The 25,195-nt window shown below is 64.9% G+C and carries 20 protein-coding genes; 18 read left to right on the forward strand and 2 right to left on the reverse strand.

Annotation, left to right across the window (positions count from 1 at the left end; translation table 11 throughout):
• Nucleotides 1-19 precede the first annotated feature (19 nt).
• The 17 genes from C7450_RS25955 (at nucleotide 20) to C7450_RS26035 (ending at nucleotide 22,769) form a co-directional block, all read left to right on the forward strand.
• On the forward strand, nucleotides 20-2,086 hold the full coding sequence (locus C7450_RS25955; RefSeq protein ID WP_170147438.1) for a hydantoinase/oxoprolinase family protein: 2,067 nt from the start codon (nucleotides 20-22) through the stop codon (nucleotides 2,084-2,086).
• A complete protein-coding gene (locus C7450_RS25960; protein ID WP_110377376.1) occupies nucleotides 2,079-2,867 on the forward strand; it encodes an SDR family NAD(P)-dependent oxidoreductase in 789 nt (262 codons plus the stop codon). The genes C7450_RS25955 and C7450_RS25960 overlap by 8 nt, the downstream gene beginning before the upstream one ends.
• Nucleotides 2,868-2,877: 10 nt before the next feature.
• On the forward strand, nucleotides 2,878-4,689 hold the full coding sequence (locus tag C7450_RS25965; protein WP_210206538.1) for a hydantoinase B/oxoprolinase family protein: 1,812 nt from the start codon (nucleotides 2,878-2,880) through the stop codon (nucleotides 4,687-4,689).
• 59 nt (nucleotides 4,690-4,748) lie between these two features.
• Nucleotides 4,749-5,264 carry an OsmC family protein gene (locus C7450_RS25970; protein WP_110377378.1) on the forward strand — a complete coding sequence of 172 codons (516 nt, stop codon included), beginning with the start codon at nucleotides 4,749-4,751 and terminating at the stop codon, nucleotides 5,262-5,264.
• Nucleotides 5,265-5,460: 196 nt separating this feature from the next.
• Nucleotides 5,461-6,600 carry an ABC transporter substrate-binding protein gene (locus C7450_RS25975; protein ID WP_110377379.1) on the forward strand — a complete coding sequence of 380 codons (1,140 nt, stop codon included), beginning with the start codon at nucleotides 5,461-5,463 and terminating at the stop codon, nucleotides 6,598-6,600.
• Between the two features lie 2 nt (nucleotides 6,601-6,602).
• Nucleotides 6,603-7,385 carry an SDR family NAD(P)-dependent oxidoreductase gene (locus tag C7450_RS25980; RefSeq protein WP_110377380.1) on the forward strand — a complete coding sequence of 261 codons (783 nt, stop codon included), beginning with the start codon at nucleotides 6,603-6,605 and terminating at the stop codon, nucleotides 7,383-7,385.
• Nucleotides 7,382-8,158, forward strand: a complete 777-nt coding sequence (locus tag C7450_RS25985; protein WP_110377381.1) for an SDR family NAD(P)-dependent oxidoreductase — start codon at nucleotides 7,382-7,384, stop codon at nucleotides 8,156-8,158. Before C7450_RS25980 ends, C7450_RS25985 begins: the two co-directional genes overlap by 4 nt.
• Before the next feature lie 123 nt (nucleotides 8,159-8,281).
• On the forward strand, nucleotides 8,282-9,232 hold the full coding sequence (locus C7450_RS25990; RefSeq protein WP_110377382.1) for a Gfo/Idh/MocA family protein: 951 nt from the start codon (nucleotides 8,282-8,284) through the stop codon (nucleotides 9,230-9,232).
• Between the two features lie 4 nt (nucleotides 9,233-9,236).
• Entirely contained in the window at nucleotides 9,237-11,546 is a 2,310-nt protein-coding gene (locus C7450_RS25995) for a molybdopterin-dependent oxidoreductase (protein WP_110377383.1), read from the forward strand.
• 18 nt (nucleotides 11,547-11,564) lie between these two features.
• Complete coding sequence (ilvD, locus tag C7450_RS26000; RefSeq protein WP_110377384.1) at nucleotides 11,565-13,301, forward strand: dihydroxy-acid dehydratase; 1,737 nt, start codon at nucleotides 11,565-11,567, stop codon at nucleotides 13,299-13,301.
• A gap of 385 nt (nucleotides 13,302-13,686) precedes the next feature.
• Complete coding sequence (gene kdpF, locus C7450_RS26005; RefSeq protein WP_110377385.1) at nucleotides 13,687-13,776, forward strand: K(+)-transporting ATPase subunit F; 90 nt, start codon at nucleotides 13,687-13,689, stop codon at nucleotides 13,774-13,776.
• 336 nt (nucleotides 13,777-14,112) lie between these two features.
• Nucleotides 14,113-15,816, forward strand: coding sequence for a potassium-transporting ATPase subunit KdpA (gene kdpA, locus C7450_RS26010; protein WP_110377386.1), 1,704 nt, complete (start codon nucleotides 14,113-14,115; stop codon nucleotides 15,814-15,816).
• Between the two features lie 153 nt (nucleotides 15,817-15,969).
• Nucleotides 15,970-18,042 carry a potassium-transporting ATPase subunit KdpB gene (gene kdpB / locus C7450_RS26015; protein WP_110377387.1) on the forward strand — a complete coding sequence of 691 codons (2,073 nt, stop codon included), beginning with the start codon at nucleotides 15,970-15,972 and terminating at the stop codon, nucleotides 18,040-18,042.
• 11 nt (nucleotides 18,043-18,053) lie between these two features.
• Nucleotides 18,054-18,623: a potassium-transporting ATPase subunit KdpC gene (kdpC, locus tag C7450_RS26020; RefSeq protein WP_110377388.1), complete on the forward strand. Its 570-nt coding sequence runs from the start codon at nucleotides 18,054-18,056 to the stop codon at nucleotides 18,621-18,623.
• A gap of 231 nt (nucleotides 18,624-18,854) precedes the next feature.
• Nucleotides 18,855-21,557 (forward strand): sensor histidine kinase, encoded by a 2,703-nt coding sequence (locus tag C7450_RS26025; RefSeq protein ID WP_110377389.1) that lies wholly within the window; start codon nucleotides 18,855-18,857, stop codon nucleotides 21,555-21,557.
• Nucleotides 21,554-22,252, forward strand: coding sequence for a response regulator (locus tag C7450_RS26030; protein ID WP_110377390.1), 699 nt, complete (start codon nucleotides 21,554-21,556; stop codon nucleotides 22,250-22,252). Before C7450_RS26025 ends, C7450_RS26030 begins: the two co-directional genes overlap by 4 nt.
• Nucleotides 22,236-22,769 (forward strand): PTS sugar transporter subunit IIA, encoded by a 534-nt coding sequence (locus C7450_RS26035; RefSeq protein WP_210206539.1) that lies wholly within the window; start codon nucleotides 22,236-22,238, stop codon nucleotides 22,767-22,769. Before C7450_RS26030 ends, C7450_RS26035 begins: the two co-directional genes overlap by 17 nt.
• A gap of 18 nt (nucleotides 22,770-22,787) precedes the next feature.
• On the opposite strand, the gene C7450_RS26040 is transcribed toward C7450_RS26035, so the two are convergent.
• Both C7450_RS26040 and C7450_RS26045 read right to left on the reverse strand, forming a co-directional pair.
• Nucleotides 22,788-23,237, reverse strand: a complete 450-nt coding sequence (locus C7450_RS26040; protein WP_110377391.1) for a GNAT family N-acetyltransferase — start codon at nucleotides 23,235-23,237, stop codon at nucleotides 22,788-22,790.
• 197 nt (nucleotides 23,238-23,434) lie between these two features.
• Nucleotides 23,435-24,208, reverse strand: a complete 774-nt coding sequence (locus tag C7450_RS26045) for a maleate cis-trans isomerase family protein (RefSeq protein WP_110377392.1) — start codon at nucleotides 24,206-24,208, stop codon at nucleotides 23,435-23,437.
• A 120-nt stretch (nucleotides 24,209-24,328) separates the two neighbouring features.
• Between C7450_RS26045 and C7450_RS26050 the strand changes: the two genes are divergently transcribed.
• Nucleotides 24,329-25,174 (forward strand): ABC transporter ATP-binding protein, encoded by an 846-nt coding sequence (locus C7450_RS26050; protein ID WP_210206540.1) that lies wholly within the window; start codon nucleotides 24,329-24,331, stop codon nucleotides 25,172-25,174.
• The last annotated feature ends 21 nt before the right edge of the window (nucleotides 25,175-25,195 follow it).

The following is a 25,195-nucleotide window of genomic DNA, read 5'->3' on the forward strand; positions in this document are numbered from 1 at the left end:
AATGGAAATGACACGACAGATGGACACGACCCTTTCGATAGCGATCGACGTCGGCGGAACCTTCACCGATGTCGTGGGTATGACCGACAGCGGCGCGATGACGCTGATCAAGGTCCCGAGCACGCCGGCCAACCCCTCCCTCGGTGTCGTCGATGGCATGACGCGCCTCCTTGGCGGCACGGCGCTGACGCCCGCCAACGTCACGCGCTTCATCCATGGCACCACCGTCGCAACCAATGCCGTGGTCGAGCAGAAAGGCGCGGTCACCGGGCTCCTCACGACGGAAGGTTTCGAGGATGTGCTGGTGATCGGACGCCAGAAGCGCTCCGAACTCTACAATCTGTTCATTGACGCCGAGACGCCGGGCTTCCTGGCGCCGCGGCGACGGCGCATCGGCATCCGCGAACGCATCGCCGCCGACGGATCCGTTCTCAAGCCGCTCGACGAGGCAGGCGTGCGCGCTGCCGTGCGCGAACTCGTCGAAAGCCACGGCGTCGAGGTGATCTCGGTCTGCTACCTGTTCTCATTCCTGCATCCGGCCCATGAGCAGCGGACGAAGGCCATCATCGGCGAGATGTATCCCGATCTGCCGGTCTCGCTGTCCTCGGCGATCGATCCGACCTTTCGCGAATATGAACGGACGCTGGTGACGACCTTCGACGCCTATGTCCGTCCGAAGGTGGCCAATTACATCGACGCGCTGGAGGGCAAGCTCACGGAGACGGGCGTGCCGGCGCGGCTCGAAATCATGCAGTCGCGCGGCGGCATCGCGGCGGCGCGCAGTGCGGTCGAGCGGCCGGTGAGCCTCCTGCGATCCGGCCCCGCCGCTGGCGTCGTCGCGGCGCAGATGGTCGGCGAGCTCTGCGGTGAGAAAAACCTGATCTCCAATGATATCGGCGGGACGACCGCCGATATCGGCCTGGTCGTCGACGGCAAGCCGCTCACGTCGGCGGAAGGCAAGGTGCTCAAATATCCGCTGCGTATTCCGATGCTTGACGTCGTCTCCATTGGCGCCGGCGGCGGCAGCATCGCCTGGCTGGACGATGCCGCGAGCCTCCATGTCGGCCCCCAGAGCGCAGGCTCCGTCCCCGGCCCCGCCTGCTACGGCCAGGGCGGCAGCGAGCCGACCGTGACAGATGCGAGTATCGTGCTCGGCTATCTCAACGCCGACTATTTCGCCGGCGGCCATGTCAAGCTTGATGCCTCCGCCTCCCACCGCGTGATCGAGGCGATGGGCGCGAAGCTCGCCATGAGCAAGGTCCGCGTCGCGCATGGCATCCATACCATCCTCAACAACCGCATGGCCGACGAGATCCGTCTGCTCACCATCGCCCGCGGCTACGATCCGCGCGAGTTCGCGCTCATCGTGCTCGGCGGCGCCGGTCCCCTGCACGGCAGCGCCCTGGCGCGTGCCTTGCGCATCCCCCGCGTCATCGTGCCCTTCGCTCCTGGCGTGCTCTCGGCCTTCGGCCTTCTGGTCTCCGATATCGAGCACGACCATACGACGTCTTTCCGACAGCCGGCTTCCGGCTTGTCTCTGGCTGACCTGGCGGAGGCCTTCGACAAGCTGGACCGCGCCGGGCGCGAGCGCATGCGGCAGGAGAACATCGCCGATGCGCGTGTCGGCGTGCGCCGCTACGCCGAGATGCGCTACGTCGGCCAGTCGTATGAACTGGAGATCCCGATTACCGAAACCTTCGACGACGGGCTGATCGACGGTCTTATCGCCGCTTTTCACGAGCAGCATGAGCGCGTCTATCGGCAGCGCAATCCGGCGGCCGCCGTCGAGTTCGTCAACCTGCGCACCGTGCATTTCGCGACCGTGCCGAAGATCCGGCTTGAACCGCCGAAGCCCGGGCCCTCCTGGGAGAAGGCGCAGCACGGCGTCCGCTCCGTCTATCTGAGCGATCGTGACCGCCACGTCGATATTCCGGTCTACCGCCGCGGCCTGTTGCCGATCGGGGTCAAGCAGGCCGGACCGTTCATCGTCGAACAGCTGGACAGCACCACCGTCGTGCTGCCGGGCGAAACGGCCTTCGTCGAGCCCAACGGCAACATCATCGTGGAGATGCCGACAGATGCCTGAGATCGCCGAGCCCTGGACGCTGGGACCCGTCGTAGTCACCGGCGGCACCGGCCATGTCGGAATGGCAATCGCCCGAGCCTTCCTCGCTGCCGGGGCGACCACCATTGCGATCGGCTCGAACCCTCAAAGAACCGAGGCCGCCGGCGCCGAGCTCGCCGCTCATGGCAAGGCGCATGTCATGGCCGCCGACATCAGCGAGCCGGACAATGTTCGTCTGGTGTTAGACGACGTCGAACAGCGCTTCGGGACCCCGGCCGTGCTGGTGAATGGCGCGGGCATCAATTTTCATCGTCTCATCCGCGATCTCACATCCGACGAATTCGACCTGATATTCAAGGTCAACGTCAAATCCATGCTGTTCATGAGCCGGGAGGCCTGCGAACGCATGGGACGGGCGCAGATCCGCGGCCGCGTCGTGAACATCACGTCCGGCAACTACCGCTATGCGCGGCCGGACGCGGCCCTCTACAGCGCCACCAAGGCGGCCATGGAGATGCTGACGCGCGGCTTGGCCCTCGAATACGGTCACTCCGGTATTGCGATCAATGCCGTCGCGCCCGGTCTCGTCGACCGGCCCGGTACGACTGATCCGGCATTCCTGAAGGTCGCCGACTACTACCGCGGCCAAAGCGCCAACCACGTGCTCGCGACCCCAGAGGCCGTTGCAGGCGCTGTCATGTTTCTGTCTTCCGCGGCGGCTCAAGCGATCGCCGGCGACACCATCGTGATCGATGGTGGTTTCTCGGCCGGACGTCTCGACTTTCCGCGGCGCTCATCCTGAAGGATCCGCAATGATGCTCAACACGATCGAAGCCCGTGGCGACAGCATGACCGTCGACCCCATCACGCTCGAGGTCATCCGCAATCGTCTCGACGTCGTGGCGGCGGAGATGGAAGGAACGCTGATCCGAAGCGCCTTTTCCGTCGTGCTGAAGGAAGGGGCGGACTGCTCCTGTGCGCTGTTTACCGTCGACGGGGACACCATGGCGCAATCCGTCGCCCTGCCGCAGCATCTCGGCGTGCTCGCCGCCACCGTCAAATCGCTGCTGCGCGCTTTCCCGCGCGAGATGATGGAAGACGGCGACGTCTACATCATGAACGACCCCTATGACGGCGGTACCCATCTGCCGGATATAACGGCGCTTACGCCGGTGTTCTCATCGGGGCGCTGCGTCGCCATGGCCGCCTCCATGGCGCATCATTCCGATCTCGGCGGCATGGCCATCGGCAGCCTGCCTCCGGATGCCACCGAGCTGTTCCAGGAAGGCATTGTCCTGCCGCCCATCAAGCTCGCCAGCAAGGGGATCTTCGACAAGCAGATCTTCGGCCTCCTCCTCAAGAACGTGCGCATGCCGAGCTTTCTGGAGGCCGACCTCGGCGCCCAGATCGCGTCCATCCGCACGGGCGCCGCGCGCTTTGGCGAGATCTGCCAGGAATTCGGCGAAGATCAGGTGCTCGCCTATATCGACGAATTGATGGACCGGTCAGAGGCTCTCACCCGCGCCCGTATCGCGGAGATCCCGGACGGAAGTTACACCTTCACCGACTATATCGACAACGACGGCATTGTCCTCGACAAGCGCGTCAAGATCCAGGCGACCCTGACCATCAAGGGTTCCGACATCCATGTCGACTTTGCCGGAACCGATCCGCAGGTCGCGGGCGCTGCCAATGCAGCCTTCTCCCACGCTGCCTGCGTGGCCTATTATTGCGTCCGCTGCATCACCGATCCGAGCCTTCCCAACAATGCCGGCTGCTTTCGCCCCATCAGCGTGAGCCTGCCGGAGGGCACGCTGGTCAATCCGCGTCACCCCGCCCCGGTCAATGCCCGCACCATGACCGTGTGCCGCATGACGGATGTCATCTTCGGCTGTCTCGCGCAGGCCGCACCCGAGCGGGTCCGCGCCTCCTCCAGCGGCATGCAGGGTGTCAGCTTCTCCGGGCGGCGTGCCTCCAACGGCCGCGCCTATGTCTATCTCGAGCTGTTCTGCGGCGGCATGGGCGCGCGGCCGACGAAAGATGGCGTGGACTATATCGAGACCGACATCACCAATATGATGAACGCGCCGACCGAGGCCGTCGAACTCGAGTATCCGCTGCGCATCCATTCGATGTTGCTGAAGACCGATTCCGGCGGTGCGGGTCTCCACCGCGGCGGTCTCGGCATGTGCAAGATCTTCGAAGTGGTCGAAGGCCCCCTTGAAGTCACCCATCGCGGCGATCGCCATTTCTCGCGCCCCTGGGGGCTGAAAGGCGGAAAGCCCGCCATGCCCTGGTCCTCAGTCATCAAGCGCACCGACGGCAGCGAGCACAAGGTGCCTGCGCGCGAGCGCTTCACCCTGCGCACCGGCGACATCCTGGTTTCCGACACGGCCGGCGGCGGCGGCTACGGGGATCCGCTGAGCCGCTCCGCGGCGCGCGTCGCCCACGACGTGGCCGAGGCCCAGGTCTCCGCCGATGCCGCCAGAGCCGACTACGGTGTCGTGCTGGACGCCACGCTGCAGGTCGATGCCGGGGCGACAGAGGCCTTGCGGGCGCAGATGGCGGCCGAACGCGGCCCCATCACCTGGACCTTCGATCGCGGCGAGGACGGCCGCGACTGACGCTAAAGACGAGCACACGTTGCAATCAAGTCAAACAAGACGACAGACAGGAGCAGACAATGAACGACCTTTCCACCACGGCGGCGGCCGATATCCAGGTCAGCGAGCGCCTGCAGAGCATCCGAGTCAGGACCGACTATCTCGGCAACTACCAGAGCGTCAATCACGTCCGGGACTTGCCCCCGATCTATGTGGACGAACCGGTCGAGCTCGGCGGCAAGGACAGCGGCCCGACGCCCCTCGAGATGACATTGTGCGCGCTCAATTCCTGCACGGCCATGATCATGAACATCCTGCGCAAGGAGATGAAGTTCGAGATCACGGGCGTGCGGCTCGAGGCGGTTGCCCAGCATGACGTTCGCCGCGCGGAGATGCGGCGCACCGGCAAGCTGTTCTCGCAAGTGGAGCCTATTGCCTATCACTACCACAAGATCGACCAGAAGGTCTTCATGAAGACGCCCGAATCCGACGAGCGGCTCGCCAAGTTCCGCTCGGAAGTCGAGCGGCTTTGCCCGCTTTACCATCTGATGACTGACGCAAAGGTCAATATTGTCTCTGAATGGGTGCGTGAATAGTTCTGCGTTCCGACGATCAAGAATTCAGTCGCAATGATCAAGACGAGAGCATTTTCGAGCGAAGTGGATACCGGTTCGCCTGAAGAAAATGCGTAGAATCAAAGACTTGGAGAATCTCCGGTGAACCGGAGTTCACCGGAAATGATCGAGATAACAGGCCGGCGCACCGCGCCTCGCCATCAGAAGGGGACCTGACATGTCGCTTACGAGAAGACATATTGTACAACTCGCGACGGCCGGTGCAGCGGCAGGCCTTTTGCCTGCCACGACCTTCGCGCAGGGCGCCAAGAAGACGCTCACGCTCGGCCTCTCCGCGCCGATTACGGGCAATCAGGCGCAATATGGCGAGGATATCAAGCGCGGCGCAGAACTGGCGATCGCGGAGCTCAACGCGAAGAACGCCGTTCCGGATATCACCTTCCAGCTCGCCGTCGAGGATTCCAAGGGCGATCCGCAGGAAGCGGCCAATGTGGCGCAGAAATTCGCCGCGCGCGGCGACATCACTGCAGTCGTCGGCGATTTCTCGAGCACCGCTTCGCTCGCCGCCGCGCCGATCTATCAGCGCGCCGGCATCATCATGATCACGCCGACCGCATCGCATCCAGATATCACCAAGACCGGCAACTTCATCTTCCGGAATACGCCGATCGCCGCCACCGAGGCCGACGCCACGACCGATTGGGGCACCAAGGACCTCGGCCTGAAGAAGATCGCCATCATCGGCCGCAACGACGACTACGGCCGCGTCTATGGCGAGTTGTTCAAGAAGCGCGCCATCGCCAACGGCGCGACCGTCGTCGGCGAGGATTATATCAATGCCGAAACGCCGGACCTGAAGCCGACCATCACCAGCCTGCGCGCGCGCCAGCCGGACGGCGTGCTGCTCGCCCTGTTCCAGGTCGAGGCGGCCCTGCTCTTCCGCCAGTCGCGCGAGATGAACTTCCGGCCGACGTTCCTGTCCGGCGCCGGCCTGTTCAACCCGCAGGTCATCAGCCTGGCGCGTGAGGCCGCGAATGGGCTTCTGCTCGTCTCGACCTATCATCCCGCATCGGACCGCGTCGAGGTGAAGAGCTTCGTCGACCTGTTCAAGTCGAAGTATTCCATTGTTCCAAGCAAGTTTTCGGCCCATGCCTTCGACGCCGTCAGCCTCATCGCCAATGCGACGAAAGCGGCGGGCTCGCCGAATACGACCCGTATCCGCGATGCCCTCGCGGCCACCAAGAATTTCAATGGGGTCACCGGCGTCATCTCGATCGACCCCAATCGCGAGATCATCCTGGCGCTGCAGCGTATCATGGTGAAGAACGAAGAGTTCGTACCCTGGCAGAAGTCCTGACCATGGATGAGACGGGGCGCCCGGTCGCCATCGTCACCGGTGCGGCCCAGGGCATGGGCCGTGCCCACGCTCTGGGTCTCGCCGCAGCCGGTTTCCGCGTGGTCGGCCTCGACCACGCCCCGGATCCGCTGGCGGCGTTCACAGCGGAGCTTCGCGCGGTCGCGCCTGACAGCCTGACCGTTGCCGTCGACGTGACGTCCGAGACGAGCGTGGCCGCGGGCATCGCGCAGATCCTGGATGCGGCCGGCCGCATCGACGTGCTCGTCAACAATGCCGGCGGCGCCACCACCGGCAAGCCCCTGGCGGGCATGTCGCTGGCGGAGTTCGAGGCCGAGTTGCGCCTCAACCTCACCAGCCAGTTCCTGTGCATCCGCGCGGTGCTGCCGGCCATGCAGCAGCAGGGCGCCGGCAGCATCGTCAATATCGCCACCACGTCCGCCTTCAGCGGCGTCACCGCGGCCCTGCACCGGCCCGGCGAGACCGCCAATCTCGTTGGCTATGTGGCGGCCAAGGGTGGCGTCATCGGCCTGACGCGGGCGCTGGCGCGCGAGCTCGGCCCGACGGGTATCCGCGTCAATGCGGTCGCGCCGGGCTTCACGCCGACGCCGCGCGTCAAGGCGACCTTTCCCGCGGCGGCGATGGCGCGCATGGTGAGCGACCAGGCCTTCGCCCGTCCGCAAGAGCCCGACGACGCAACAGGCGCCGTCGTTTTCCTCGCCTCGCCCGCCGCGCAATTCGTGACGGGCCAGGTCATCCGCGTCGATGGCGGTGGGAGCATGGGATGAGAGAGCTTCTCGACGGCAAGACGGTGGTCATCACCGGTGCCGGATCCAACGTGGGTCGAGCCGCCACGCGGCTTTTCCTGGCGCACGGGGCACGGCTGGCGCTGGTCGATCGCGATGCCGACCGCATCGCCGCTGTGCCCGATGTCGAACCCGACAGGCTGCTCGTCCTCACGGCCGATTTGACGGATGCCGCGGCCGGCGAGCGCATGGTCGCCGACACGCTGGCCCGCTTCGGGCAGATCGACGGCCTGTGCAACACCTTCGGCATCGATCCGCCCACGGCCAAGGGGACGCTGGACACCAGCGAAGAGGACTGGAACAGGATCATCGCGGTCAACCTCACCGCAGTCTTTCTGGCCTGCCGCGCCGTGTTGCCCGCCATGCGCGCCGGAGGCGGCGGCTCCATCGTCAATATCGGCTCGCAGGGCTCCTTGCTGACGCTCCCCGGGATGACCGCCTATGGCGTCTCCAAGGCCGGCGTCCTGCAGCTCACCCGTCAGATCGCCTCGGATCACGGTGCCGACGGCATTCGCGCCAATTGCATCTGCCCGAGCGGGCTGGAGCAGCCGTCCGTGGACCGTCTGCAGATCCTCTCTGACGATCAGCTGTCACGCCGAGCCGACACGATGAAGAAGATGTCGCCGCTCGGCCGGGTATGCACGCCCGATGACGTGGCGAAGGCGATGCTGTTCTTCGTCAGCGACCTCTCGTCCTTCACCACCGCCGCAGCACTGCCTGTCGAGGGCGGGGGCACGGCCGTGATCCGCTTCTAGAGCATTTCCGGTGAACTCCGGTTCACCGGGAATGCTCCAGGTCTTTGATTCTACGCATTTTCTTCACGCGAACCGGCGTCCACTTCGCTCGAAAATGCTCTAACCGCAGGAAAGCCATTCGCCATGCGTTGGGGATTGATAGGTGCCGGCGCGCATGCGCTGCAGAAGATTGCTCCCGCATTGACTGCGACAGCAGGCCAGAGCCTGCAGGGCGCGCTCGGCAGCACGCCGGAAAAGTCCGCGGATTTCGCCACGAAGGCCGGCGGCATCGCCTATCCCGCGCTGGAGGCGATGCTGGCCGATCGTGACGTCGACGCCGTCTTCATCGCCACGCCGAATGACCAGCACCGCGAACAAACCGAGAAGGCGGCGGCGGCCGGCAAGCATGTCCTCGTGGAAAAGCCGATGGCGCTGACCGAGGACGATTGCCGCGCGATGATCGCCGCCTGCGACCGGGCCGGCGTGGCGCTCGGCATCGGCTTCCAGCAGCGCCATGCGCCCGTGCATCGGGCCCTGCGCGAACTCATCGCCTCCGGCGAGCTCGGCGAGATCGTCCTGGTGCGCGGCGAGTGGCACACCGCCTACGGCCCCTGGAGTAACTGGCGCGCCGATCCAGCCAAGTCCGGCTCCGATATTCTCGGAGCCGTGGGCGTCCATGTCTTCGACCTGCTCGGCTTTCTGGTCGGGGCCGACGTCGTCGAGGTCGCGTCCATCGTCGATCGCGCGGCCGACACCGGCCTCGACCAGACCATCGCCGCCGCGCTGCGCTACGGCAACGGCACCATGGGAACCGTGACGATCACCCGCCGCGCGCGGGCCGCCGTCAACAGCGTGCATGTGCTCGGGACGAAGGGATCGGCCAGTGGCGTCGGCACCCTCGGCATGGCGCCGACCGGGCGTCTCGAAATCACCCGCGATGGCCGCACGGAGACCCGCGATCTCCCGGTCGTCGATCTCTATGCCGCGCAATTCGAAGCCTTCGCGGACGCCGTCGCGGCCGGACGATCGCCCTCGGCGAGCGGCCTAGACGGGTTGAAATCCGTTGCGCTGACGGCGCAGCTCCTGAAGGCGTGACGCCATGGCGACGCGATACACCGCCAGCCACTGGGGGCTCTATGAGGTCGGGCGGAAGGCCGATGGCTTCCCGAAGCTCATGCCCTTCAGCGGGGATCCCGACCCCTCGCCCATCGGCCTCGACCAGTTGGAGAGCGATGTCGCACGGCTGCGCGTCGCCCGGCCGGCCGTCCGCCAGTCCTGGCTGGAGCACGGGCCCGGCTCCCATCCGGAGCAACGCGGCCGTGAACCCTTCGTCGAGGTCTCGTGGGAGGACGCCCTTGCGCTTGTCGCCGCAGAGCTCACGCGCGTGCGGGCGACCTATGGCAATGAGGCCATTTTCGGCGGGTCCTATGGCTGGTCGAGCGCCGGCCGCTTCCACCACGCGCAAAGCCAGGTGCATCGCTTCCTCAACATGGTCGGGGGTTATGTCCGCCATGTCGACACCTATAGCCTCGCCGCCGGCCGGGTGATCATGCCGCATGTCGTCGGGCCGATCGACGACCTCCACGCTGAACATACGTCCTGGGATGTCCTGGCGGAGCACACGCGGCTCCTCGTCTCCTTCGGCGGGGTGCCCTTGAAGAACTCCCGCGTCTCGCCGGGCGGCGCCGGGCGCCACCGCGTCAAGGAGGCGCTGGCGCAAATGGCAGCAAGCGGCACCCGCTTCATCAATATAAGCCCGCTGCGCGAGAACCTCGTCACCGACGGTGACGTCGAGTGGATCCCGATCCGGCCCAACACCGACACATCCGTCATGCTCGCGCTCGCCCATGAACTGTTCAAGACCGGGCACGCGGACGATGCGTTCCTCGAGCGCTGCTGCGTGGGTGGCGAGGCCTTCCGCGATTATGTGCTCGGATTGTCCGACGGCCAGCCGAAGACGCCGGCCTGGGCCGCAGAGATTTCCGGGGTGCCGGCCGCAAGGATCATCGACCTTGCCCAGGAGATGGCCGGAACACGCACGCTCCTCAATGTCGCCTGGTCCCTCCAGCGCGCCGAGCACGGCGAACAGCCGTTCTGGGCGATCGTGGCGCTGGCCTGCGTCCTCGGTCAGGTCGGATTGCCGGGGGGCGGCTTCGGCCTCGGCTATGGCGCAATGAATGCCATCGGCAGCCCGCATCCACGGCTCAAGGGGCCGTCCCTGCCGCAGGGCAGGAATCCGGTGACGACGTTCATTCCGGTCGCCCGCATTGCCGACATGCTTCTCAACCCCGGCGGCCGTTTCACCTATGAAGGGAAGACGCACCGCTATCCGGACATCCGCCTCATCTACTGGGCCGGCGGCAATCCCTATCATCACCATCAGGATCTCGCGCGCCTCAGGCGCGCCTGGGCGAAGCCCGACACCATCATTGTCCATGAACAGTTCTGGAACGCGCATGCGCGCATGGCGGATATCGTGCTGCCGGCGACACTGGCCGCCGAACGCAACGACATCGCCTTTGCCACGCGCGAAGGCATGCTGGTGGCGATGCACCAGGCGGCCCCGGCCCATGCGGAGGCGCGCGACGACTTTGCGATCTTCAGCGATCTTGCCGACCGCCTAGGCGTCGGCGCGGCCTTCACCGAGGGGCTTGATGAGCGGGCATGGCTCGCGCGGCTTTACGCGACCTTCGTGGCCAGCGCTGCGGCCAACGGCATCGCTGTTCCCGACTTCCCGGAATTCTGGGAACGCGGCGTCGTCGACCTCGCCCCGCATGACGAGCCGGTCGTGTTTCTCGATCAATTCCGCAGTGATCCCGTGGCCCATCCCCGGCCAACGCCGTCGGGGCGCATCGAGCTCTTCTCCACGACGGTCGCCGATGCCCAGGCTGCCGACTGCCCCGGCCATCCCGCCTGGCTGCCTCCCACCGAGTGGCTTGGCGCGCCGACGGCGGAGCGCTGGCCGATCCATCTGGTGTCGGACCAGCCGGCAAGGCGGCTGCACAGCCAGCTCGACCATGCGCCCTGGAGCCTCGCCGGCAAGAGCGGTGGCCGCGAGGTCGTTCTGGTCAATACCGCTGACGCGGCCGCAAGGGGCATCGCCGACGGCGATGTGGTCGACATTGTCAACGGCCGAGGCACCGTCCAGGCGGTGGCCGCGGTCAGCGACGACATCGTGGCCGGCGCCGCTCGCCTTGCCACGGGAGCCTGGATCGACCCGGCCGAAGACGCCGATGCGCATGGCAATCCCAATGTCCTGACCGCCGATCGGCCGGCCTCCAGCTTCTCGCAAGGCTGTGCCGCCTTGAGCTGTCTCGTCGAAATCCGCCGGTGCGCGGCGCCTCTGCCGCCGACAGCGCACAAACTCCCGCCTCTCATTCACAGAAACAGCATCCGCAACGCGAGCTGACCCCTAGAGGAAACGTCGATGAGTGCCCCAACCACCCCTCACCTGCCCGAGAAATCGGAACTGCCGAGCCGCCACGTCACGCTCGGCGTCGAACGGGCCCCGCATCGTTCCTTTTACTACGCGATGGGCCTCGGCCCGGACGAAGTCGCCAAGCCCTTCGTCGGGGTCGTGAGCTGCTGGAACGAGGCAGCGCCATGCAACATCGCGCTCGATCGGCAGGCGGCCGCCGTCAAGGCCGGCGTCGCGGAATGCGGCGGCCTGCCACGCGAATTCTGCACCATCACCGTCACGGACAGCCTCGCCATGGGCCATGAGGGCATGAAGTCGTCCCTTGTCAGCCGGGAAGTCATCGCCGATTCCGTGGAAGTGTTCATCCGCGGCCATTCCTATGACGCGCTCGTCTGCGTGGGCAGTTGCGACAAATCCTTGCCCGGCATGATGATGGCCATGCTGCGGCTCAACATCCCCGCCTTGTTCCTCTATGGCGGCTCGATCCTTCCGGGGCGCTATCGCGGCCATGACGTCACCGTCCAGGATGTCTTCGAGGCGGTCGGCGCGCGCCAGGCCGGCACGATGACCGACGAGGAACTGCACGAGCTCGAATGCGTGGCCTGCCCCTCGGCGGGCACCTGCGGCGGGCAATATACCGCCAACACCATGGCCTGCGTCTCGGAAGCGCTCGGTCTCGCCCTGCCCGGCTCGGCCTCGCCGCCGGCGGTCTACGAGAGCCGCGACCGGGTCGCCCGCCAGAGTGGCCGCTCGGTGATGGACCTCCTCTCGAACCGCGTCCGGCCCCGCGATATCGTCACGCGGAAGGCGCTCGAGAATGCCGCCCGCGTCGTCGCCGCCTCCGGGGGTTCGACCAACGCTGTGCTGCATCTCCCCGCCATCGCCAACGAGGCCGGCGTCGACTTCACCCTCGATGACATCGGCCACATATTCGCGACGACCCCCTATCTCACCAGCCTGAAGCCCGGCGGCAAATATGTCGCCAAGGACCTCTATGACGTCGGCGGCGTGCCGGTGATCATGAAGGCTCTGCTCGACGCCGGGCTCCTGCACGGGGATTGCATCACCGTTTCGGGCAAGACCGTTGCGGAGAACCTCGCCGATACGCGCGTACCGACCGGACAGGATGTGGTGAAACCCGTCGCGGAAGCCTATTCCCCGACCGGCGGTCTCGTTGTTCTCCGGGGCAATCTTGCGCCCGAAGGTGCCATCGTGAAGGTTGCCGGCCTCGCGACCTCCGTCTTCAAGGGGACGGCGCGCTGCTTCGACTCGGAGGAAGAATGCTTCGCGGCCGTCCAAAACCGCGCCTACAAGGACGGCGATGTCCTGGTCATCCGCTATGAGGGTCCGCGTGGCGGCCCCGGCATGCGCGAGATGCTGTCGACGACGGCAGCGCTCGCCGGCCAGAATGTCGGCAGCCGCGTCGCCCTCATCACCGATGGGCGCTTTTCCGGCGCGACGCGCGGCATCAGCGTCGGTCACATCTCACCCGAAGCCGCCGTCGGCGGCCCAATCGCGCTCATCCGCGACGGCGATACCATCGTCATCGACGGCGAGAATGGCCGCCTCGACGTGGAGATATCCGACGAGGAACTGGCCGCGCGGCACAAGGCATGGACACCGCGCAAGACGCGCTATGGCAGCGGCGCACTCTGGCGTTTCGCCCAGTTGGCGAGTTCGGCCGCGACCGGCGCCGTGACGCACCCCGGCGCGAAAGGCGAAGTCTTCGACTATTCCGATATATAAGGACGGAGAGCATCTCGATAGATCAACGTCCTCCATTCGCCTGATAGGCACAGGTGTTGAACGGGCCCTGCCGATTGATCCGGCAGGGCCTTTTCTGTTTCGCTGGCGCCGATTTCTTTATAAGATTTTTATGTCTCCCCGCCGTGGCGGCTCTCGAACCTTTATGGCCTTTGGTGCCATATCTCCGCCGAAACCACGATGGCATGGACAATGTCATCGCGGAGACCGCGCGGCGCGGGATCTCGGGGTGAGAGTTCTAACCCTGCCCACGCCGGGCATATGGAGCCAACATATGGATGTCGTCTTCATCGGACTGGCCGCCTTTTTCTTCCTGCTCGCATCCTCCTATGTTTGGATCTGCGACGTGCTTTAGCGAGTTCGCAACATGATTCTGGAATACACCTTGGGCGGACTGGTGGCGCTTTTCCTCTCTGCCTATCTGACTTACGCCCTCGTGCGCCCCGAGCGATTTTAATGTCCGCCTCGGTTTCAGGGCGACGCAATCCTGCTTGCTGTCATCCCTCGGCGCGGGCCGCGCGCGTGCGCCTGGAGCATTTTCGAGCGAAGTGGATACCGGTTCGCGTGAAGGAAATGCCGGAAACCATGATTGAGAGCGTTCCCGGTGAACCGGCGTTCACCGAGAAGGCTCCAGAACAACCGCGGCTTGGATTGAAGCAGCCGATGCCATCCGAGCCGCTGAATTTGCGTGTCTATTTCTTGCGGGGCACATCCGCAGCCGGCAGACGTCCGCCGGGGGATGGCCGTGCACGTCGTCACGGCGTAGCGGGACAATCAATCGAAAGCGACCATCATGACCCTCAACGGGTGGCTACAAATCGTCGTTTACTGCGGGATCGTCATCCTGCTCGTAAAGCCGCTCGGCGGCTATATGACCCGCGTCTTCAATGGTGAGCGCACCTGGCTGAGCGTGGCCTTCGGCCCGTTTGAACGCATCCTCTATCGCGTCGCCGGGACGAGCGACAAAGACGAACACCATTGGACGACCTATACGGCCGCGCTCCTCGTTTTCAATGCGGCCGGATTGATTGTTCTATACTTTATCCAGCGTTGGCAGGGCGAACTGCCATTCAATCCCGCAGGAATGCCGGGGGTTGCTCCCGATCTCGCCTTCAATACGGCCGCGAGTTTCGTCACCAATACCAATTGGCAATCTTATAGCGGTGAGACCACGCTGTCCTATCTGACACAGATGATGGGGCTGACCGTCCAGAATTTCGTGTCTGCTGCCACGGGCATCGCCATTTCTATCGCCCTTGTACGGGCATTCGCGCGGAAATCCGTCAAAACACTCGGCAATTTCTGGGTCGACCTGACGCGTTCTATTCTTTACATCCTGCTGCCGATCTGTGTCGTCGGAACACTGATACTGGTGTGGCAAGGCATTCCGCAGAACCTCTCGGCCTACACGGTCGCGACGACGCTCGAAGGCGCCCAGCAAACCATCGCGCAGGGTCCTGTCGCCTCGCAGATGATGATCAAGCATCTCGGCACCAACGGCGGCGGCTTCTTCAATGTCAATGCAGCCCATCCCTTCGAGAACCCATCCGCGCTGACGAACCTCATCCATATGGTCTCGATCTTCGCGATCGGCGCGGCGCTGACCAACGTGTTCGGCCGCATGGTCGGCGACCAGCGGCAGGGCTGGGCGATCTTCGCCGCCATGGGCGTGCTCTTCATCGCCGGCGTCGCGGTCTGCTATTGGGCTGAAGCCGCGGGCAATCCTCTCGTGCATGCGCTCGGTATCGAAGGCGGCAACATGGAGGGCAAGGAAACGCGCTTTGGCATCGCCGTGTCGGCGCTGTTCGCGGTGATCACCACTGCCGCCTCCTGCGGCGCGGTCATCGCCATGCATGACAGCTTCATGGCGCTCGGCGGCATGGTACCCCTCGTCAACATGATGCTGGGTGAAGTCATCGTCGGCGGCGTGGGCGCCGGGCTCTACGGCATTCTTCTGTTCGTCGTCGTCGCCATCTTCGTAGCCGGCCTCATGGTTGGCCGGACACCGGAATATCTCGGCAAGAAGATCGAGGCGAAGGAGGTCAAGATGGCGATGCTTGCCCTGCTGATCCTCCCGCTCGTCATGCTGGGCTTCGCGGCATTCGCGGTTGTCCTCCCGGCGGGCGTGGCCGGCATCGCCAATCCCGGTCCGCACGGCTTTTCGGAAATCCTCTATGCCTATGTGTCGGCGGCGGCGAACAACGGCTCGGCCTTCGGCGGCCTGACCGCCAACACGCCCTGGTACACGGTCAGCCTCGGTATCGCGATGTTGCTCGGACGCTTCTTCATGATCGTGCCGGTCATGGCAATGGCGGGATCGCTCGTGACGAAGAAGGCGGTGCCGGCCTCGGCTGGAACCTTCCCGACCCATGGTCTCCTGTTCGTCGGTCTCCTGCTCGGCGTCATCCTGATCATGGGCGGCCTGGAGTTCTTCCCGGCGCTGGCGCTCGGGCCGATCGTCGAACATCTCGCCATGCTCGGCGGAAAGACATTCTGATGACAGCCGATCGCCATCCGCGCGCCTCGAGCATCATCCTCGCGATGGTGCTCGTCACGCTCGCGGTCGTATGCCTGATCGCTATGCTCGCCGCCCTTCTGGCCGCTGCATGATCCGCACCCCGCGGCGCAGGGCCATTCGCTGGAGCCTCCTATGAGCCAGTCAAAATCCACGAGCCTGATCGATGCTCGTATCCTCGTTCCCGCCATCGGCGATGCCTTGCGCAAGCTCGACCCGCGCAGCCTCGCCCGCAACCCGGTCATGTTCGTCGTCGCGGTTGTCTCGGCGCTGACCACCGTCCTTCTGATCAGGGACGTGATGATCGGCGGGCGGGATATCGCCTTCTCCTTCCAGATCACGCTGTGGCTGTGGTTCACGGTGCTTTTCGCCAATTTCGCGGAGGCGGTCGCCGAAGGCCGCGGTAAGGCACAGGCGGATTCGCTACGTCGGACACGCAGCGAAACCCAGGCGAAGCTCCTGGTCGGCGAGAGCCGTGCCGACTACAAGATCGTGCCGGGCACGAGCCTGAAGGTCGGCGATATCGTGCTGGTCGAGGCCGGCGAGATCATTCCCTCCGACGGCGAGGTCGTCGAGGGCGTCGCGTCGGTGAACGAAGCCGCCATCACGGGCGAATCCGCACCGGTCATTCGCGAGTCCGGTGGCGACCGCTCGGCGGTGACCGGCGGCACGCAGGTTCTGTCGGACTGGATCCGCGTGCGCATCACGGCGGCCGCGGGCTCCACCTTCATCGACCGGATGATCGCCCTCGTCGAGGGCGCCGAGCGTCAGAAGACGCCGAACGAGATCGCCCTCAACATCCTGCTCGCGGGCATGACACTGATCTTCGTCTTCGCGGTCGTGACCATCCCGAGCTTTGCCACTTATGCGGGCGGCTATATTCCGGTGATCGTCCTGGTCGCCCTGTTCGTTACGCTTATCCCGACCACGATCGGCGCGCTGCTTTCGGCCATCGGCATCGCGGGCATGGATCGACTGGTGCGCTTCAACGTCCTCGCCATGTCCGGCCGCGCCGTGGAGGCGGCCGGCGATGTCGATACGCTTCTGCTCGACAAGACCGGCACGATCACGCTTGGCAACCGTCAGGCCACCGAATTCCGTCCCTTGCGAGGTGTCAGCGAACAGGAGCTTGCCGATGCGGCGCAACTCGCCTCGCTGGCCGACGAGACACCGGAAGGGCGATCGATCGTCGTCCTTGCCAAGGAGATGTATGCGATCCGCGCGCGTGACATGGCAGCCCTTCACGCCACCTTCGTGCCCTTCACCGCGCAAAGCCGCATGAGCGGCGTCGATCACGACGGCACGACGATCCGCAAGGGTGCGGTCGATGCGGTCCTCCGGCATGTCGAAGAGGCAACGGTCACAACCGGCCAGCCGCGCGCAAGCGCCGACAGCCTCCGTGAAATCCGCGTGATCGCCGACGAGATCGCGCGGGCGGGCGGCACGCCGCTGGCCGTTGTCAAGGACGGCCGGCTGCTTGGTGTCATCCATCTCAAGGACATCGTCAAGGGCGGCATCCGCGAGCGTTTCGCCGAACTCCGGCGGATGGGCATCCGCACCGTGATGATCACGGGTGACAACCCGATGACCGCCGCCGCCATTGCCGCGGAGGCCGGCGTCGACGATTTCCTGGCCCAGGCAACACCTGAGAACAAGCTCACCCTCATCCGCGAGGAGCAGGCCAAGGGCAAGCTCGTCGCGATGTGCGGCGACGGCACCAACGACGCGCCTGCGCTCGCCCAGGCGGACGTCGGGGTGGCCATGAACACCGGCACGGTGGCCGCGCGCGAAGCCGGCAATATGGTCGATCTCGATTCAGACCCGACAAAGCTCATCGAGATCGTCGAGATCGGCAAGCAGCTGCTGATGACCCGCGGCGCCCTGACCACGTTCTCCATCGCCAATGACGTCGCGAAATATTTCGCGATCATCCCGGCGATGTTTCTCGCCTTTTATCCGCAACTCGGCGCGCTCAACATCATGGCCCTCGCGACGCCCCAGAGCGCCATCCTGTCCGCCATCATCTTCAACGCGCTCATCATCATCGCGCTGATCCCGCTGTCGCTGAAGGGCGTGACATATCGCGCGGTCGGCGCCGGCAGCCTCCTGTCCCGCAACCTCCTCGTCTACGGCCTCGGCGGCGTGATCGTTCCGTTCATCGGCATCAAGGCAATCGACCTCGTCATTACCGGCCTCGGCCTCGTCTGAAGGGCAGTTCCATGTTCAAGCAATTGCGCCCCGCGCTCGTCATGATCACCGCATTCACGGTGCTCACTGGCCTCATCTATCCCCTTGGCATGACGGGTATCGCCCAGGCCCTATTCCCTGCTCAAGCCGACGGCAGTCTCATCGAACGCAACGGCCAGGTGGTGGGATCCGCCCTCATCGGGCAATCCTTCACGAGCGATCGCTATTTCCACGGACGGCCTTCCGCGGCCGGTAACGGTTATGATGCGGCGAACTCGAGCGGCTCCAACCTCGGTCCGACAAACGCCAAGCTGATTGACCGTGTCAAGACCGACGCGGACGCGCTGCGGGCAGAGAACCCCCAGGGCGAAATCCCCATGGACCTGGTGACGACCTCCGGCAGCGGTCTCGATCCCCATATCTCGCCCGAAGCGGCCTATTTCCAGGTGCCACGGGTCGCCAAGGCGCGGGCCATGGACGAAGCCACCGTCCGGGCTCTGATCGAGCGCCATGTCGAAGGTCGCCGCTTCGGATTCCTCGGCGAACCGGTCGTCAATGTGCTCGCGCTGAATCTAGACCTCGACGCCGCGATTGCGCGTTAAGATGCCGTGGAAGGCCCCCCGGGACGTATGCCCTTGGGACCACAGGTGTCATCCCCGGCGGGCTGCACAGCAGCCCGGGAAGGGGATCCAGAGATCAAACGTCGTCGTTCCATGGATCCCCTTCCCGGCGCTACGCGCCGCCGGGGATGACACAAGCCGGGAACGGACATATGCCTCTGAATGCGAACCGGACATTAGGCTCTGATCGCCGCGAGGATTAAGCTGGACGTGATGCTCGACGATGTATCCCACCCCGAAGGCCGCCCCTCTCCGGAAGCGCTCCTGCAGGCTGCGGCCATCGGGACGCGCGGCCGGCTAAAAATCTTCCTCGGCGCCGCTCCCGGCGTCGGTAAGACCTATGAGATGCTGATTGCCGGCCAGGCCGCGAGAGCCGATGGGATCGATGTTGTCGTCGGGATCGTCGAGACCCATGGGCGCAAGGAGACCGAGTCCCTTCTTCCCGGCCTGGAAATCGTGCCGCGGGCGCGCATTCCCTACAAGGACCAGATCCTTGAGGAGATGGACCTCGATGCGGTGATCGCCCGGCGACCGGCCCTGGTCCTGGTCGATGAACTCGCCCACACCAATGCGCCGGGCAGCCGCCACCCCAAGCGCTATCTCGACGTTCAGGAGTTGCTCGATCGGGGCATCGACGTCTTCACGACGCTCAACATCCAGCATGTCGAGAGCCTCAATGACGTCGTCGCGCAGATTACGCGGATCCGCGTGCGCGAGACGGTTCCGGATTCGATCATCGACCGCGCCGACGATATCGAGATCATCGATATTACGCCGGACGATCTCATCAAGCGCCTCAACGATGGCAAGGTCTACCTGCCCACGACGGCCAAGCGCGCCGTCGCCAACTATTTCTCCCCCGGAAATCTGACGGCCCTGCGTGAGCTCGCCTTGCGCCGCACCGCGCAGCGTGTCGATGACCAGTTGCTCAGCCATATGCAGGCGCACGCCATCTCCGGCCCCTGGTCGGCCGGCGACCGCGTGCTGGTGTGCGTGGATCAGCAGGCGCACGGCCCCTCCCTGGTCCGCTACGCGCGGCGCCAGGCCGACAGGCTGCGCGCAACCTGGGCCGCGCTCCATATCGAAACCGGCCGAGCCGCCACATCCTCCGAGGCTGAGCGGGACCAGATCGCGACGACGCTGCGGCTTGCCGAACAGCTCGGCGGGGAGGCCCTGACCATTCCCGGCCAGGATGTCGCGCGGGATATCCTGCGCTACGCCACGGCCAATAATTTCAACCATGTGGTGATCGGCAAGCCACGCAAGTCGCGCTGGCGCGAACTTCTCGTCGGTTCGGTCTCCCATGACCTGATCCGCAACGCCGGTGACATCAGCATCCACGTCATCTCCGGCGAGGAGCGTGAGCCCTCGTCCGAACGTGGCATGGGCGTGGTCGAGCCGCGCCGGTTCGAGATGAAGCCCTACGGCCTGGCGCTCGCCTATGTCGCCATTGCAACCGTCTTCGGCTCCCTGCTCACCCGGGTCCTCGACGTCCGCAATATCGCTCTCGTCTTCCTGATGGCGGTCCTGACATCGGCGGTCACGGCAGGCTTCGGGCCGGCGCTCTTCGCCTCGCTCATCGGCGCGCTGGCCTTCAACTTCTTCTTCCTGCCGCCGCTCTATACGCTTGACATCGGCGACCCCGAGAGCGTTATCGCCTTCTTCTTCTATCTCGGCGTTGCCGTCATCGCGAGCAATCTCACCGCACGCGTGCAAAGACAGGCAGCGGCAACCCGCCAGCGCGCCCGCACCACGGAAGATCTTTATCTCTTCTCCAAGAAGCTTGCAGGCGCAGGGACGCTCGATGACGTGCTGTGGGCCACTGCCCACCAGATGGCCGCCATGCTCAAGCTGCGCGTGGTCATCCTGCTGCCGGAAGACGACACGATTGCGGTGAGAGCCGGCTATCCCCCCGACGATACCCTCGTCGATGCCGATATTGCCGCGGCGCGCTGGGCCTGGGAGCACGACAGGCCGGCCGGACGCGGGGCGGACACGCTTCCCGGCGCCAAGCGCCTCTATCTGCCGCTCAAGACGGGCCGGAAGCCGGTCGGCGTGGTCGGGCTCGACGATGACCGCCAGGGGCCGCTCCTGACCCCGGAACAGCGACGCCTGTTCGATGCTTTGGCCGACCAGGCCGCCATTGCCATCGAGCGCATCGAGCTTGTGGCCGACGTCGACCGCGCCCGCCTCGCCGCGGAAGCCGACCGGTTGCGCTCGGCCCTGCTCACCTCGATTTCGCACGACCTTAAGACACCGCTCGCCGCCATCATGGGGGCGGCCGGCACCCTGCGCGACTATGGCGGATCCCTGCCGGCCAGCGATCAGGCGGATCTGCTCGCCACCGTCGTCGATGAAGCGGAGCGGCTGAACCGCTTCATCGGCAATCTTCTCGACATGACGCGCATCGAATCCGGCGCCATGATCCCGAATGCCTCACTGCACTATGTCGGTGACATCGTCGGCGCAGCCGTGCGGCGCGCCACGAAGATCCTCACCAACCACAGCATCGTTGTCGATATCCCGTCAGCACTCCCCATGGTGAAGCTGGATGCGGTCTTGTTCGAACAGGTGCTGTTCAACCTGATCGACAACGCCGCAAAATACGCCCCCCCCGGTTCAACGATCCGTATTCAGGGATGGGCCGACGGTGGTTTCCTGTCCCTGGAGGTGATCGATGAGGGACCCGGCATTCCGCCTGCGGATCTTGAACGCATTTTCGATATTTTCTACCGCGTGGCCAAAACCGACCGGGTGCTGGCCGGAACCGGCCTCGGCCTGACCATATGCCGGGGCTTCGTCGAAGCCATGGGCGGCACCATCACTGCAATGAACAGGTCGGATCGATCAGGGGCAATCTTCCTCATTCGCCTGCCCTTGCCAAGCGAGACGCCCGAGATGGACGACCTCAGATGACGACATCTGCCGTGAGGATCCTCGTCGTGGACGACGAGCCGCCGATCCGCAAACTGCTGCGGCTGGGGTTGACGGCCGAAGGATTTGCCGTGAGCGAAGCGGCAAATGCCCGCGCGGCAGCGGAGGCGGTGGAAACCGAGCCGCCGGATCTGATCATTCTCGATCTTGGACTGCCGGACAAGCCGGGCCATGTGCTCCTGGAAGGCTGGCACGCAACTCACCCGGCGCTGCCCGTCATCATCCTGTCGAGCAGGACCGATGAGGCCGGCATCGTGCACGCCCTGGAACATGGCGCCGACGACTATGTGGCCAAACCCTTCGGCATGCGTGAGCTTGTTGCGCGCATCCGCGTGGCGCTTCGGCACAAGCTGCAGCAACAGGGTGAGAAGCCCATCTTCCAAACGGGAGAGCTCGCGGTTGATCTCGTCCGGCGCATCGTCAGGATCGCAGGCCAGGAGGTGAAGCTCTCGCCGAAGGAATACGATATCTTGCGCGTGCTCGTGCAGCATGCCGGCAAGGTCCTGACACACCAGTACCTCCTGAAGGAGGTCTGGGGCGCATCCGCGGACGTCCAGTATCTGCGCGTCTATATTCGCCAGATCCGCCAGAAAATCGAGACTGTCCCGGACCAGCCGCACTACATCATCACCGAAACCGGCATCGGCTACCGCCTTCGCGATGCCGACCCGGCATGAGCTTTCCACCCGCAGTGTTACAACGGCCGCAAAGGAACAGGTCAAGCACACCATGGGCCAACCGATGAAAATAGCGCAATTCCTCAAACCTGAGGATGTCATCAGCGATCTGGCGGCCGCCAACAAGCCGCAACTGCTCACTGTCCTGTCACGGATTGCCGCCGGCAGGCTCAAGCTGGACGCAGATGCCATTTCAAGCGCATTGATGCAGCGTGAGGCCCTGGGCTCGACGGGGATCGGGGATGGCACCGCACTACCCCACGCGACGATAACCGGGATGACGGCGCCCTTCGCGCTTTTCGCCAGGCTGCAACGACCGGTCGACTTTGAATCGGTCGACGACGTTCCCGTTACCCTTGTGTGCCTGCTGCTCATGCCACCTGAACGCAACGCTGAGCATCTCAGCGCCCTTGCGGCGATCGCCAGAAGGCTGAGTTCGAAGGACTGTCGCACGCAGCTGCGCAACGCAAAATCTGCCGATGCGCTCTACGCGATCCTGGCGCAGGAGGCGCCGTAGGATGTTCCGCCGCCGCGGCTACCCGATCGCTTTGCGATATTGAACGAAGCCGGAGCGTTCGGCGACCTTGTCGTAGAGCATCATCGCCCGGCTGTTCGTCTCGTGGGTCAGCCAGTAAACGCGCGGTGACGCCGCGTCCCGCGCCTTCGTATAGACCGCCTCAACGAGCTGGCGCCCTATGCCGAGACCCCGGGCCTCCTCGCGCGCGAACAAATCCTGCAGATAGCAAACCGGGGTGATCGCGCTCGTGCTGCGATGGAAGATGTAATGCACCAGCCCGAGAAGCGTCCCGTCATGCGAGGCGACAAGCGCATGTACCGGCTCGGAGGGATCAAAGAAGCGCTGCCACGTTGCTTGGGTGACGTCCGGCGGGACAACACGCTCATAGAAGCTGTTGTACCCCTCCCAGAGCGGGAGCCATTGGTCCCAGTCGTCGCGCATCACGAGACGTATCATCGCCTCACGCATGTCGAAACACCTCTTCCAACAGCAGCGAACGATTCCACCGTAGGTCGGATGGCGCGATCGCGCTGCTTCATCGAACCGCGCCAGCAGGGGGAGCACATGCGCTGCGACGGCGCGCCGTAGGTCGCGCGGCCGCCTCCGCGGAGTTCGCGCGCGTCGTTCAGGCGCCGCCTTGGAGCATCATGACATGTGAGGGTGTCTCAGGCCAGCGCGTGCGATCGCTCCAGGCGCTCGCTCCAGCCGTCTCCCTTGACCCAGCGCAGAAGCCCGTCGCGGGTCGCCGTGGCCGGATCGCGCAGCGCGATGGCCTTCCAGCCCACGCAGAGCATGCAGGAGAGCACGGGCGCCTTCCCGATGAACGGCACATGGGCGATCGCATCGAGGGTCGGCATGCCCGTTCCCAGCATCAGCACCGCGTCGATATCCCTGCCCTCGAGGCTTTTGACGGCGCGCTCGGCCGCCAGGGCATCCAAGCTGTAGATCGGGTGGAAATCGCTCGATTCGCGATAGGCACTGGCTTCCGCCGCCACCGTGAAGCCGCGCGATTCCCAATAGCCCGCACTTTCGGCATCCAATGCGGAGTTATACGGCGAGACGAGACCGATCCGTTGTGCGCCCAGCATGCGCAGCGCATCCACGGAGGCGCTCGCCCCGGTGAAAGCGGGGACACCCGTCCGGGTCTCAATGTCGGCAATCAAAGCATCTTCGCTATCCCGGCCGATGAGATAGGATGCGCCGGTGCAAGCAATCGCAATCGCATCGACGGGTGCATTGGCGAATTGCGCGAGAGGGGCCGGAAACTGGGCCATGTAGTCGATGAGGCGCGCGGTGATGGTGTCCTTGTCACTGACCATGCGGGCGTTGATCCAGGCGTAGCCCGGCGGGGTCAGCAGGGCGATCTCCGGTTCAACGGTGGTGTTGGCCTGCGGCGTGAACACGCCCAGAAGCCCCTTCGGCGCGTAGGCGACTGACATGACCCTCTTTTCCTCGCGATTGACGCTTGCTCAAAAAAATAAATTTGCCATCGAAAATATATTCCGCTTAGTTGTATTAAACAACAGACATCTTATCCGCCAGAATGGGAATGCATCGACATGATTGAGACCGCCGCTCCGAGGGCGCGCGCTATCGAGAGCCAGGCCGGCGGTGGCGCGCCGCACAAGGGCGCCATCCGCATGGAGGCGCTGGAGAAGTGGTACGGGACACGCGATCCCAGGGTGCATGCACTCGCACCCACGGATCTGAACATCCCCGAGGGAGAGCTGCTCGTTCTGCTGGGCCCGTCCGGCTGCGGCAAGACCACGTTGTTGCGCATGATCGGCGGGCTGATCGAGCCGACCTCCGGCGATCTCCTGGTCGAGGGGCGGCCGCTCTGGCGCGACGGCGTCCGGCAGAATGAGGTTCTGTCGGAACTCGGCATGGTGTTCCAGGAGGCCAATCTCTTCCCCTGGCTCACGATCGAGGACAATGTCGCGCTTCCCCTCGAGCTGAAGGGCATGCCAAAGGCGGAACGCCGGGCGGCGGCGGCGAAGCTCCTCAAGATGGTCGGTATCAGCGGCTTCGAGAAACGCTGGCCGCGGGAACTCTCCGGCGGCATGCGCCAGCGCGCGGCGATCGCGCGAGCCCTGTCCTACGATCCGCATATCCTTTTGATGGACGAGCCCTTCGGTGCGCTCGATGCGATGACGCGCGACCAGATGAACCTCGAACTCCAGCGCATCTGGAGCGAGACGGGAAAGACCGTCGTTCTCGTGACCCATTCCATCAGCGAGGCCGTGTTCCTGGCCGACCGGATCGTCCTGCTGTCGCCGCGGCCGGGCAAGATCGACACGATCCTCAATGTCGACCTGCCGCGTCCCAGGACAGCGGAAACGCAGGCGACGCCAGCCTTCCAGGACTACGTGCGCGATCTGCACCACCGCCTGGCCGCGATATCCTGACCCGTCACGCCCCTTCGAAGT

Source organism: Chelatococcus asaccharovorans, assembly GCF_003201475.1.
GTDB classification, from domain to species: domain Bacteria; phylum Pseudomonadota; class Alphaproteobacteria; order Rhizobiales; family Beijerinckiaceae; genus Chelatococcus; species Chelatococcus asaccharovorans.